Annotated in this window: 13 protein-coding genes; 6 read left to right on the forward strand and 7 right to left on the reverse strand. The window is 67.9% G+C overall.

Translation table 11 applies throughout. The annotated features are described in order from the left end of the window. Positions 1–55: 55 nt before the first annotated feature. Both AC5RV2_RS09515 and AC5RV2_RS09520 read right to left on the reverse strand, forming a co-directional pair. A complete protein-coding gene (locus AC5RV2_RS09515; RefSeq protein ID WP_494092129.1) occupies positions 56–943 on the reverse strand; it encodes a siderophore-interacting protein in 888 nt (295 codons plus the stop codon). Between the two features lie 337 nt (positions 944–1280). Next, the gene (locus AC5RV2_RS09520) at positions 1281–2036 is read right to left on the reverse strand and encodes a uracil-DNA glycosylase (RefSeq protein WP_494069358.1); all 756 of its coding nucleotides are present in this window, start codon (positions 2034–2036) and stop codon (positions 1281–1283) included. 270 nt (positions 2037–2306) lie between these two features. Here AC5RV2_RS09520 and AC5RV2_RS09525 point away from each other — a divergent pair, with 270 nt between their 5' ends. The 3 genes from AC5RV2_RS09525 (at position 2307) to AC5RV2_RS09535 (ending at position 3809) form a co-directional block, all read left to right on the forward strand. Continuing rightward, positions 2307–2615, forward strand: a complete 309-nt coding sequence (locus AC5RV2_RS09525; protein WP_127515197.1) for a DUF3263 domain-containing protein — start codon at positions 2307–2309, stop codon at positions 2613–2615. A gap of 60 nt (positions 2616–2675) precedes the next feature. Beyond that, complete coding sequence (locus AC5RV2_RS09530) at positions 2676–3323, forward strand: LytR C-terminal domain-containing protein (RefSeq protein ID WP_494092130.1); 648 nt, start codon at positions 2676–2678, stop codon at positions 3321–3323. 279 nt (positions 3324–3602) lie between these two features. Then, positions 3603–3809, forward strand: a complete 207-nt coding sequence (locus AC5RV2_RS09535; protein WP_127515201.1) for a cold-shock protein — start codon at positions 3603–3605, stop codon at positions 3807–3809. A gap of 78 nt (positions 3810–3887) precedes the next feature. Here AC5RV2_RS09535 and AC5RV2_RS09540 read toward each other — a convergent pair whose 3' ends face one another. After that, positions 3888–4337 carry a TM2 domain-containing protein gene (locus AC5RV2_RS09540; RefSeq protein ID WP_494092131.1) on the reverse strand — a complete coding sequence of 150 codons (450 nt, stop codon included), beginning with the start codon at positions 4335–4337 and terminating at the stop codon, positions 3888–3890. Between the two features lie 394 nt (positions 4338–4731). On the opposite strand from AC5RV2_RS09540, the gene groL reads away from it, so the two are divergent. Further along, positions 4732–6360, forward strand: coding sequence for a chaperonin GroEL (gene groL / locus AC5RV2_RS09545; protein ID WP_494014691.1), 1629 nt, complete (start codon positions 4732–4734; stop codon positions 6358–6360). A gap of 86 nt (positions 6361–6446) precedes the next feature. Here groL and AC5RV2_RS09550 read toward each other — a convergent pair whose 3' ends face one another. Next, positions 6447–7391 (reverse strand): DUF4031 domain-containing protein, encoded by a 945-nt coding sequence (locus tag AC5RV2_RS09550; protein WP_494092132.1) that lies wholly within the window; start codon positions 7389–7391, stop codon positions 6447–6449. Positions 7392–7475: 84 nt separating this feature from the next. On the opposite strand from AC5RV2_RS09550, the gene AC5RV2_RS09555 reads away from it, so the two are divergent. Further along, positions 7476–8471 carry an RNase H family protein gene (locus tag AC5RV2_RS09555; RefSeq protein ID WP_494092133.1) on the forward strand — a complete coding sequence of 332 codons (996 nt, stop codon included), beginning with the start codon at positions 7476–7478 and terminating at the stop codon, positions 8469–8471. A 78-nt stretch (positions 8472–8549) separates the two neighbouring features. Here AC5RV2_RS09555 and AC5RV2_RS09560 read toward each other — a convergent pair whose 3' ends face one another. The 3 genes from AC5RV2_RS09560 to AC5RV2_RS09570 form a co-directional block, all read right to left on the reverse strand. Next, entirely contained in the window at positions 8550–8840 is a 291-nt protein-coding gene (locus AC5RV2_RS09560; RefSeq protein ID WP_493987611.1) for a WXG100 family type VII secretion target, read from the reverse strand. A 119-nt stretch (positions 8841–8959) separates the two neighbouring features. Continuing rightward, positions 8960–10420, reverse strand: coding sequence for a sensor histidine kinase (locus AC5RV2_RS09565; RefSeq protein WP_494069363.1), 1461 nt, complete (start codon positions 10418–10420; stop codon positions 8960–8962). Positions 10421–10423: 3 nt separating this feature from the next. After that, positions 10424–11134 (reverse strand): response regulator transcription factor, encoded by a 711-nt coding sequence (locus AC5RV2_RS09570; RefSeq protein WP_494069364.1) that lies wholly within the window; start codon positions 11132–11134, stop codon positions 10424–10426. A 178-nt stretch (positions 11135–11312) separates the two neighbouring features. Between AC5RV2_RS09570 and AC5RV2_RS09575 the strand changes: the two genes are divergently transcribed. Continuing rightward, positions 11313–11576: a hypothetical protein gene (locus AC5RV2_RS09575; protein WP_494092134.1), complete on the forward strand. Its 264-nt coding sequence runs from the start codon at positions 11313–11315 to the stop codon at positions 11574–11576. Positions 11577–11617: the final 41 nt, after the last annotated feature.

Raw genomic sequence — 11617 nt, forward strand, 5'->3', positions numbered from 1 at the left:
GGGCTGGCCGCCGGGTGCCGGATGGGCGCCCTGGGGAGGCCCCGGCGCTCCCGGCTCAGGCCGGGTAGTTCTCCGGGAAGATCTGGCCCGCCGGGGTGCGCTTCTCCGCTTGGAAGGCGTCTTCCGCCCGGCCGTAGGCCCAGTAGCCCGAGATGGAGACCTGTCCGCGGGACAACCCGTGGTCCTTGAACAGGACATCGCGCAGGGACTTCACCTCGTCGCGCTCGCCGTGGACGAATGCGTCCACGCGGCCGTCGGGCCAGTCCAGGCCGGCTATGGCGTCGCGCAGCAGGGTAGCGGTCCCGGGCGTTTGGCCGCGCCGGAACAGCCAGCGGATTTCCAGGTTGGCCGGAGCATTTAGTTCCTGCATGTCCGCCTCGGAGTCCACTTCCAGGAAGGCGTAGCCGCGCGCGTCCGGGGCCAGTGCCTCGATGGCGGCAGCCACTGCCGGCAGCGCCGCGTCGTCGCCGGCCAAAAGGTACCAGTCGGCGTCGGGATCGGGCCGGTACGCGCCACCGGGTCCGCTGAACATCATCCAGTCGCCCGGCTTGGCCTGGGCGGCCCAGGGCCCGGCGAGGCCTTCGTCGCCGTGGACCACAAAGTCGACCACCACTTCGCGGGTGTCACGGTCCAGCCGGCGGACGGTGTAGGTGCGGGTGACCGGCAGCTTGTCGGCCGGAAGCGTTTCCTTCAGCTCCGCGACGTTCACCGGAAGCTCCACGTCGAGCGCGGGGTCCAGGAAAAAGATCTTGATGTACTGGTCCGTGGCGTCCTTGGCCGCGAACCGTTCGGCGAATGAATCGAACGCCTCGCCGCCGGCGTAGACCCGGACCATGTGCTGCGAAATCCACTCGGTGCGCGTCACCTGGAGGTTGGTCTGCACCTTCGGCGGCCGAGCACTCCGTCCCGCACGGGCGGGGGCTGCTGCCGGTTGTGTCTGCATCCTGCACTACTCCTGACGAAGGGAAACTGCTACTTAGGTCAACCTAATCCACCCGCCAGGTAATCCCAATTTGCGGATGGTGAAGGTCACACGGGCGTCCAGGAAAGCGCGAACCCGCACCGCGAACCGCTTGGCCTCAGCGGTCCGCGCACGGTCCCAGCTGTCCACGTTCGGCCGAAACTGTCCATGTCTCGGAACCGTTAAGCCCTTGACCTGCGGCGACGCCGGACCCGCGCGCAAAACATGGACAAAAACGTCCCGGCGCCCGGCTCAAGGCCCAGCTAGCTGTACGACCCGGCTGCACAGCCCGGCCTCAGGCCCGGCTGCCCGAACCGGCTCAGCGCAGCTCCCAGTGCACGGGTTCGGCGCCCTGGGCGGCCAGCAGTTCGTTAACCCGGCTGAAGGGCCGCGACCCAAAGAATCCGCGGGAGGCCGACAGGGGGCTGGGGTGCACCGTCTCGATCCGCGGCACCTGCTCCAGTACCGGAGCCAACTGCTGGGCTTCGCGGCCCCAGAGCAGTGCCACCAGCGGGCCGCCGCGCTGGGCCAGCGCCCGGACCGCGAGTTCGGTGATCTGCTCCCACCCCTTGTTGCGGTGGGAGCCGGCCTTGCCTGCCTCCACGGTGAGCGCGCGATTGAGCAACAGCACGCCTTGGTCGCTCCAGGCGCTCAGGTCTCCGTGCTGCGGCGGCCGGATACCCAGATCCATCTGCAGTTCCCGGTAGATGTTGGCCAGGCTGCGCGGCAGCGGACGCACATGCCGTTCGACGGCGAAGGCCAGTCCGATCGAGTGTCCCGGAGTGGGATAGGGGTCCTGACCGACGATCAGGACCTTGACCTTGGACAGCGGCCGCTGGAACGCCCGCAACACGTTGGCCGGCGCGGGCAGCAAGGTCTTTCCGGCGGCGCGCTCGCCGTCCAGGTAGGACGCCAGGTCCCAGAGCAGCGGTTCGGCGGGAGCAAGCACCTCGGCCCACTCGGGATGAATCACGGCGGAGAGCTCCCGGGGGGAGGCAAACGGGTACGGGGCGCCAAAGTCCGCGGCAGGCGGGTGGGCGGGCAGCGGAAAGAGGGCACCGTCGTCGTAGTTCACCGTTCCATCTTTGCGGAAATCAGCCGCGGGCAGGCAATCAGGCACCGCGGGCACTGCCGACCGCCGGCCCAAATGCTCACCGCGACCCACCCGCCGGCAAGTAGTCAACCCCCGCGGGCATGCCATCTGCAGGCAAACCGGCCCTCCAGGCGGCGCCCGCTCGGCCGTTCGGGACCGGCCCGGGGCGGTGAATGACACGCCTGTGATTCGCCTTTATCATGGAGGAGGTATTGATTGCTGTCAGCAAGTACTAGGAAGCGCAGGTGTGTTGTGGCGGGTTCGGCCGAGGCCAGTGCCTTTTCACTCGAGGCCGAGGTTGACGACGCCAGCCCGCTGAGCGAACGCGACCAGCGCATGCTGGCCCTGGAGCGGCAGTGGTGGAAGTACGCCGGCGCCAAGGAACAGGCCATCCGCGAACTGTTCGACATGTCCGCCACGCACTACTACCAGATCCTGAATGCGTTGATCGACACCGAGGATGCGTTGGCGCACGATCCGATGCTGGTGAAGAGATTGCGTAGACTACGTACGTCCCGCCAGCGCGCGCGCACTGCTCGCCGGCTGGGCACCGACGCCTAGATCCGGGACGGCCTGGTAGGCCGGTTTCCGTTTCGCCACCACAAGGATGCACTGAAAGCGATGAGCAAGTACCCCCGGGATGAGTTCGACCAGGTCCCTGAAACTTCAGACCGCCACGGTGTGCACCGCGCACGGATGGCGACGCCGAAGTCCAACGGCCTGGGCCTGATCGTCCTGGCCGCGGTACTGGCGCTGGCGGTGGGCGCCCTGTCGTTCTTCGTGCTCCCGCTGCTGGGAGGCGGGGGATCTTCGACTCCGTCCGCCGGCCAGGCCACCCCTGCGGCCAGCGTTTCGCCCACGCCGACGGCACAGGAAACCGAAACCACCGAGCCGGAAGCGACCGCCACCGCGGAGCCGACCGAGGAGGCAACGGAAGAGCCCACCGAGGAAGCGACCGCGGAGCCGACCGAGGAACCCACGGAAGAGGCAGCGGCGGTCAACAAGCAGGACCCGGTGATGATCCTCAACGGCACCGGCGTGACCGGACTCGCCGGAACGGTATCGCAGCGGGTGCAGGCGGACGGCTGGTCGATCGCGGTGGTGGACAACTGGGGCGGCGCCCCGCTCGCCGGCTCCGTGATCTTCTACAACCCGGGCCAGGAAGCCAACGCGCGGGCCCTCGGCCAATTGCTGGGCATCAGCACGGTGCAGGAAAACGGCAACGTCTCGCAGTACGTCACCGTGGCGCTGGGTCCCGGCTACCAGTAAGGCATTCCCCGGGCCGGGCCGGGCCGCCCATGAGGCGTTCGCCAATCCGGGCCACCAATGGATCGTGCGCCCAGATCGCGCGCCGGCCGGGCCCGCCGATTGCCCGCGGCACCGTAGTCCCGTTACCCATGCAGCGCGCCCTCCAAGCGGAATTTCGGTTACGCCTCAATAACATTAAGTGTGCGGTAGGTCACTTCACCCCGCTGCGTGGTTAAGGTGAAACCATCCTGCCGCTGAACCGTACACGGCAGGCTGGAACTACTGAGTATGGAGAACGCTATGGCGCTGGGAACCGTCAAATGGTTCAACGCGGAAAAGGGCTACGGCTTCATCACCGTGGACGAGGAAAATTCCGACGTTTTTGTCCACTGGTCCGCTATTCAAATGGATGGTTACCGTTCCCTCGATGAGGGGCAGCGCGTAGAGTTCCAGATCGGCCAGGGCCAGAAGGGCCCGCAGGCAGAAGAGGTCCGGGTCGCCCCGTAGCAGACCCGGAACGACGACGGCGGCGGAGGCTGGGGTGCCTCCGCCGCCGGTTCGTCGCGCCGGTTCCTCGCGGTCGGGCTACTCCTTGAGCGGGACGCCGCGGGCATCGCGCTTGAACGGCTCTGCCCCGACCAGGATCATGATGCCCTCGACGAACCCCCACACGGCGCCGAGGCCAAACGTCAGGAACGTGACCACAATCTGCACCACGCCGATGGCGACGTGGCCCAGGTAGAACCGGTGGACGCCGAGGCCGCCCAGCAGGATGCCCAGCAGCCCGCCGATCAGCCGGGACTTCTGCTCCGGGTAGTAGTAGCCGCCAGGAGCCCCGTAGTACTGCTGCTGGCCGTAGGGTTGGCCCGGCTGGCCTTGGCCCGGCTGGCCTTGGCCCGGCTGGCCGGGCTGCGGGTATTGCTGTCCCGGTGCTCCGTACGGCGGCTGTCCGCCGAGCGGCCTCGTCGGGTTGGTGCCCGGTGCCAGGGGCTCGGTGGGGTTGCTGATGTTCTTCTCGTCCGGTGATTCAGACATGGTTCTCCGACCTTTGCCCGCTGCCGGGCCGATTGTTCGCGTGCGCTGTCTTGCCTGCCAATCTACGCGCGGGGGGCCGGCCGTTTCCATGGGGGTCCACCCTGATTGTTGGCCCGGGGGCGCTCAGGGGGATCTCAGCCGGGGAAGCGCGTCATCCGGCAGGCCCAACAGCTTGCACTCGACACCTGCGAGTGCTAATTATTGAGTTAGCACTCTCGCGGGCTGACTGCTAAGAAAGTCCGTAGGGAGTGAAACCCGCCACCTCGGTGAGGTGAGCGGCGCGGCGTACCGAATTCGCCGTCGTCGTGAGCCGTCCGTCGCGGGCACCGCAGGTGGCCAGCAGCCGTCAAAAGCTGCGTCCAGTGTCTACTGTCCAGAAGGGACGTAAGCCGCTATGGCAAAGATCATTGCATTTGACGAAGAGGCCCGCCGCGGCCTCGAGCGCGGGCTCAACACCCTCGCTGACGCCGTTAAGGTAACCCTCGGCCCGCGTGGCCGCAACGTCGTGCTCGAGAAGAAGTGGGGCGCCCCCACGATCACCAACGATGGTGTTTCCATCGCCAAGGAGATCGAGCTGGACGACCCGTACGAGAAGATCGGCGCCGAGCTGGTCAAGGAAGTCGCCAAGAAGACCGACGACGTCGCAGGTGACGGTACCACTACCGCCACCGTCCTGGCCCAGGCCCTGGTCAAGGAAGGCCTGCGCAACGTTGCTGCCGGCGCCGACCCGCTGAGCCTGAAGCGCGGCATCGAGAAGGCTGTTGACGCCGTCACCGCCGAGCTCATCGCTTCCGCCAAGGAAATCGAGACCAAGGAACAGATTGCCGCCACCGCGTCGATCTCCGCCGGAGATCCGCAGATCGGCGAGCTGATCGCCGAGGCCCTGGACAAGGTGGGCAAGGAAGGCGTCGTCACGGTCGAGGAGTCCAACACCTTCGGCCTGGAGCTTGAGCTCACCGAAGGCATGCGCTTCGACAAGGGCTACCTGTCCGCATACTTCGTCACCGACGCAGAGCGCCAGGAGACGGTCCTCGAGGATCCGTACATCCTGATCGTCAACTCCAAGATCTCCAACGTGAAGGACCTGGTTGGCATCCTGGAGAAGGTCATGCAGTCGGGCAAGCCGCTGCTGATCATCGCCGAGGACGTCGAGGCCGAGGCCCTGGCCACCCTGATCGTGAACAAGATGCGCGGCACCTTCAAGTCCGTGGCCGTCAAGGCTCCGGGCTTCGGTGACCGCCGCAAGGCCATGCTGGCCGACATCGCCATCCTGACCGGCGGCCAGGTCATCGCCGAAGAGGTCGGCCTCAAGCTGGAGAACGCCACCCTGGACCTGCTGGGCCAGGCCCGCAAGGTGGTTGTCACCAAGGACGAGACCACCATCGTCGAAGGTGCCGGCGAAGCCGACGCCATCGCCGGGCGCGTCAACCAGATCCGTGCCGAGATCGAGAACTCCGATTCCGACTACGACCGCGAGAAGCTGCAGGAGCGCCTGGCCAAGCTGGCCGGCGGCGTGGCAGTCATCAAGGCCGGTGCCGCAACCGAGGTCGAGCTCAAGGAGCGCAAGCACCGCATCGAGGACGCTGTCCGCAACGCGAAGGCTGCCGTTGAGGAAGGCATCGTCGCCGGTGGCGGCGTGGCTTTGATCCAGGCCGGCGCCAAGGCGTTCGCCAACCTCAACCTCGAAGGCGACGAAGCAACCGGCGCCAACATCGTCAAGGTTGCCATCGACGCTCCGCTGAAGCAGATCGCCCTCAACGCCGGCCTGGAGCCGGGCGTCGTGGCCGACAAGGTCCGCGGCCTGGCCGACGGCCACGGCCTGAACGCCGCCACCGGTGTCTACGAGGACCTGCTGGCTGCGGGCGTGAACGATCCGGTCAAGGTGACCCGCTCTGCCCTGCAGAACGCGGCCTCCATCGCCGGCCTGTTCCTGACCACCGAAGCCGTTGTTGCCGACAAGCCGGAGAAGGCCGCTCCGGCCATGCCGGGCGGCGACGAGATGGGCGGCATGGGCGGCTTCTAAGCTTCCCCGCCACCACCTCGGCCTGGCAGCAGGCCACGGTTTCAGCGAGGCGCGGTTCCCGTCATGGGAGCCGCGCCTCGCGGCCTTTAACCCCTTTCCGGAGCGAGCCAGTCGGGCCTCTCGAGCCAGGCTTCCAGCTCGGCGGAGAGGTTGTGCCGGGCACGGTCCAGCCACTTCTCCCGGGCGGACGGGGTCCGGTAGAGCGGATCCAGCGCCAGCAGACCGCGGACGACGGCGGTGCGCCCGGCGGCGAAGTCGGCGTCGGGCACGTGCGCATAGTCTTTGCGGACGTCCCGGACATAGCTGCGGTATTCCGCCGGCGTTCCGCCGAGGACGGACAGGTCGGCGTCGCACAGCAGGGCGCCGGGTCCATCGTGCGGGCCGGGCGAATGGGTGGCCGTGAGCAGGACCAGCCGGACCACTTCGGCCGTCTCCTCGCCGCTGCAGCCCGCGGCCGGCAGGCAGGCAGCCGCGAGATCAGCCGATTCCTGTTCGTCGACGCCGGGCCGGCCGTTGTAGACGGCGTCGTGGAACCAGGCCGCCAACCATACTGCCCGCGGCCGGGGAACGGACCCGGCCGCGGACCCGGCCGGAGACCCGGCCGGTGAAGTGAGCTGTTCCAGCGCCTCCAGGACAGCCAGCAGGTGGCCGTGGCCATGGTAGTGGCGGTGCGGTTCTCCCCAACGGTCCAGCAGGTCGCGGCCGAGGTCCTCCTGCCCGGGCAGCAGCTCGTTCCACCGGCGGAGCAGTACCCTGCGCAGTCTCTCCGGGCGCTGACGGGCCGGTACCCGCAACCCGCTCGCCTGCAGCCGGCGCGTCAGGTCACCGGCGCTGACTTCGACGGCGCCCAGCCTGACCAGCTCGGCGTAGCGGCTGGCCGGCACATCGTAATGGTCCCGGTCGAAAGCCCGCTCGCGGATACCGGCGGCCGCGGCGAAGCGGTGGAGTTCGGCCAGCGACGTGTCGGAGACCAAGTGGGAAAAGTGGGTGCCGTGCGCTGGCCAGAGCGGAGGATCGATGAGTATTGCCACGTGCCCAGCCTAGAGCCAGGAATGTCTGCCATGCCCCCGCCGGGGCGGCCAGGAATGGTGGCCGGATCTGAAAAGATGGAGATCATGACTATTACTGCTGCCGCCGATGGCTCCGCGCTCGGCAATCCCGGCCCCGCCGGCTGGGCCTGGTACATCGACGACACGGCGTGGGCTGCCGGGGGCTGGCCGCACGGCACCAACAACCAGGGCGAGTTGATGGCCGTGCTGGACCTGTTCCGGGCCACGGCGCACCTGCCGCAGGAACACCTGCGCGTGTTGTGCGACAGCCAGTACGTGATCAACTGCGTGACCAAGTGGATGCCGGGCTGGAAGCGGCGGGGCTGGAAGAAGGCCGACGGCAAGCCGGTGCTGAACGTCGACCTGCTCAAAGACATCGACGCCGCGATCAAGGGACGCAGCTACGAGTTCGAGTGGGTGAAGGGCCACGCCGGACACAGGCTGAACGAAGCCGCCGACGAACGGGCCCGGGCGGTGGCCCTAGCCTTCCAGAACGGCACCGGCGCACCGGCCGGCCCGGGCTTTCCCGGCGGACCGGGAACCTCCGGCAGCGCTGTACTCGGATCGGCGCCGGCTGCCGCCACCCGCCCCGAAAACACCCCGTCTGCCGCCGCCCGTCCGGGAAACACCCCGGCTGCCCGGCCGGCGGCCGCAGTCGTGCCGGAGCCCGATCTCTTTTCCGAGCTGGAAGACTTCGCCGACCCGGCCGTTGTCGGGGACGCCGCGGAAGAGCTGGTGGTGCGGCTCGAGAGGGAGTTGCTCAGCCCCGCCGTCCGGGCTGACTACGGGCGCCTGGCCGTGCTGCTGCACCCCGACTTCGCCGAGATTGGGGAAGCAGGCCGGATGTGGACGCGGGACGCGATGATCAGCGAACTCCAGGAAAGCCCCGAGCTGGACGCGTCCATGGAGGTCTTCGCCGTCGAACGGCTGGGGGAAGACAGCATCCTGCTGACCTACCGCAGCGTCCGCCGCGACGGTTCGGCCCTGCGCAGTTCGCTCTGGCTGCGCGATGGCGGGCGGTGGCGCCTGCGCTTCCACCAAGGCACACCCGAGCAGGACTGAACGGCCGGCCGCACACCCGGCGGCGCCGCGGCCAAACCCTGCAGCCGAGCCGCGCACCCGCATCCTGCCGGATTACGGTCAGGCCAGGAACATCCGGGCGTTGGCCTCCTCGGCCTGCGAGTACTGCTGCGAGGCGTGGGACAACGCCGCGTTGATGCTGGCCAAGGATTCCTCCACCTTCAGCTGGGTGGCCCGCCAGTCCGTGATCAGCTGCTGGAAGTTCGTCGCCGCCGAACCGGTCCACAGCGACTCCAGTTCGCGCAGCCCGGACTGCATGGTGTTCACCTCCGCCTGCAGACGTCCGATGGTGCCCTGCACGGCCATGCTCTTGGCAGCAAGAGCCTCGCTGTCTACCTGGAATACGGCCACGGTGTCCTCCGCTCGTGGATGAATCTATCCGACACGGTTCAGGCTAGGCAGCCGCGGAAGACGCCGCGAGACCCAAGCCGCCGAATGTGGAAAACCCCTGAGCTGTACGGGCCCTACGGTCACCCGAGGTGGAAGGCGCCGTCCTCGTCCGCCGGCGGGTGATACGGGATCCGGATGGACATGGTTGCCCCGCCGCCCGGGGTCTCCGTCAACCTGACGCTTCCGTCATGCTGGGCCACCAGGGCAGCGACGATGGCCAAACCCAGCCCGGTGCCGCCGGTTTCGCGATCGCGGGAGGTGTCCGCCCGGTAAAAACGTTCGAACACCCGTGCGGCCTCGTCCTCGGAAATGCCCGGGCCGTGGTCGCGGATCTCCAGGACAGAATCCAGGCGGTTATCGCTCGCCGGCTGGACGCCGACGGCGATCTCCAGCGGTGAGCCGTCGGGGGTGTAGCGCAGGGCGTTCGTGACCAGGTTGGCGACCACCTGGCGCAGCCGGGCCTCGTCGCCCACGACCGGCGCGGGCCGCGGCGCCCCGCCGTCGAGCCCCACGACCGTAATGGCACGGTTGGGGGCGCTGGCCCGTGCGTCCAGAGCAGCATCGTTGCCGAGCATGAGGAGATCCAGCGGCTTGGTTTCGAGCGGACGCTGTTCATCCACCCGTGCCAGGGTCAGCAGGTCTTCCACGAGCTGGCCCATGCGCTTGGCTTCGCTCTCGATCCGGCCCATGGCCGCACCGACGTCGTCGGGCGTCTGCAGCGCGCCGTGCCGGTACAGCTCGGAGAAACCGCGGATGGTGACCAGCGGGGTGCGCAGCTCGTGCGAGGCATCTTGGACGAAGCGCCGCATGCGCTGCTCGGACGCGGTCCGGGACGCGAAGGCGGTTTCGATGTGCGCGAGCATGGCGTTCAGCGAACTGGACAGCCGGCCCACTTCGGTCGCAGGGTTCAGCACGTCGACGCGTCGGGAGAGGTCCCCCGCGGCGATGGCCGCTGCCGTTTTCTCCACCCGGGCCAAGGGCCGGAAGGATCGGGTGACGACCAGCCACACGATGCCGATGGCGGCGACAGTGGCCGAGACGGCGATGAGGAGCGTGCTGGCCGCGACTTCGTCGAAGGTGCTGTTCACCTCGTTGTAGCTCACCGCCACCGCGACGGAGCCGGAGTCGTTCTGGAGGGGCGTGACCCACACCCGCCAGCCCTGGCTGTCCCGATCGGTGCCGGGAACGTGGAAACCCCGGCCTTGGAGTGCCTGGGCCCTGTCGGGGGTGATGTCCCGCAGGTCCGGGCGGTCACCCGTTGGGTTGGTGTCGATCGTGAGCTCGCCGCCGCGGGTGAACAAGGCGCCGTAGTACCTCGTCGACGGGTAGGACATCCCGGTGGGGGCCGTCGCCTCACGGACCAGGAAGGACGAGATGGACTGGCGGTTCTTGGTCAGGTCGTTGTCGAGCTGCCTTACCAGCGTGTCGTGAAGCAGGGTCAGGATCAGCGCCGAGGTCAGGGTCAGGGTGGCGACCATGAGCACGCCCATGATCAGCACCAGCTGGGACCGCAGGGACGCTGACTTCCACCGATCCAGCATCGATCAGCGGCGGTCGGCCGTGCGCAGGAGGTACCCAACCCCGCGCTTGGTCTGGATCAGCGGCGGAGTATCCGGATTCGTGTCGATCTTCCGGCGCAGGTAGGAGATGTAGGACTCGACGATTGAGGCGTCGCCGTTGAAGTCGTACTCCCAGACATGGTCGAGGATCTGCGCCTTGGAGAGCACGCGGTTGGGGTTCAGCATCAGGTAGCGCAGCAGCTTGAACTCGGTGGGGGAGAGGTCGATGACGTCGCCGCCCCGGCGCACCTCGTGCGCGTCGTCGTCGAGCTCCAAGTCATCCACCTGGATGATCGCGTCGTCTTCCAGCAGCGGCCGGGTGCGGCGGAGGACGGCGCGGATCCGGGCCACCACTTCGTCCAGGCTGAACGGCTTGGTCACGTAGTCGTCGCCGCCGACTGTCAGGCCGGTGACCTTGTCTTCGGTTTCGTCGCGGGCGGTGAGGAAGACCACCGGGAAATGCCGGCCGGAGGCCCGCAGCTTGCGGGTGACGGTGAACCCGTCCATGTCCGGCAGCATCACGTCCAGCACGGCCAGATCCGGTGCATGCTCTTCGGCGGCGTCCAGGGCCTCGCGGCCGTTGGCCGCAGCCACTACCTCGAATCCTGCGAACCGCAGCGAGGTGGACAGCAGTTCCCGGATGTTCGGCTCGTCGTCGACGACCAGCAGTTTGGCTTCGGGCTCAGGCTTTTTCACCCTTTCAGTGTGCTCCCGGTTTCTGGGAGTTTGCTGAATGAATGCTGCGCGTGCAGGGCGGCCCGGATGCCCCATGCCCGGCCGAGGCAAATGGGTCGTTTGCCCGATGCTGCCACACCTGTCGGCGACGGATTCTTGATTCGTCGGCGAAAGTCCGGCACAAGCCGAAAGGGAAATCATGCAGTCAGCAGTATTGGCCCGCGAATCCAAAGCAACGGATATTTACGAGGCGGTTGAGGAGTTCGACGGTTCCCGACGCTTGGACCTCCGGCAGTTGCTCCGCGACACGGCGGGGGCGCTGAGCGCGGCGGCGGGCACCACACGCCGAAGCCTTGCCCGTCGCCGGATGGACCGGCGCCGCTGGGCGGTTGATTACCAGCGGCTGGAGGAGGTCCGCGAAGAGGCCTTCATGCAGCTGTACCGAAACGGCGGCCTGCGCTGAGGCCGGCGGCCGGTCCGGACCGGCCTACGGCGGCAGCTCCG

Source organism: Arthrobacter sp. Y3225116 (assembly GCF_059091245.1).

What these genes read in the sequence shown, in the direction of transcription:
- AC5RV2_RS09535 (WP_127515201.1), top strand. Translation starts at nt 3,603, where the DNA reads ATGGCGCTGGGAACCGTCAAATGGTTCAACGCGGAAAAGGGCTACGGC.
- groL (WP_494014691.1), top strand. Translation starts at nt 4,732, where the DNA reads ATGGCAAAGATCATTGCATTTGACGAAGAGGCCCGCCGCGGCCTCGAG.
- AC5RV2_RS09530 (WP_494092130.1), top strand. Translation starts at nt 2,676, where the DNA reads ATGAGCAAGTACCCCCGGGATGAGTTCGACCAGGTCCCTGAAACTTCA.
- AC5RV2_RS09540 (WP_494092131.1), bottom strand. Translation starts at nt 4,337, where the DNA reads ATGTCTGAATCACCGGACGAGAAGAACATCAGCAACCCCACCGAGCCC.
- AC5RV2_RS09555 (WP_494092133.1), top strand. Translation starts at nt 7,476, where the DNA reads ATGACTATTACTGCTGCCGCCGATGGCTCCGCGCTCGGCAATCCCGGC.
- AC5RV2_RS09565 (WP_494069363.1), bottom strand. Translation starts at nt 10,420, where the DNA reads ATGCTGGATCGGTGGAAGTCAGCGTCCCTGCGGTCCCAGCTGGTGCTG.
- AC5RV2_RS09515 (WP_494092129.1), bottom strand. Translation starts at nt 943, where the DNA reads ATGCAGACACAACCGGCAGCAGCCCCCGCCCGTGCGGGACGGAGTGCT.
- AC5RV2_RS09575 (WP_494092134.1), top strand. Translation starts at nt 11,313, where the DNA reads ATGCAGTCAGCAGTATTGGCCCGCGAATCCAAAGCAACGGATATTTAC.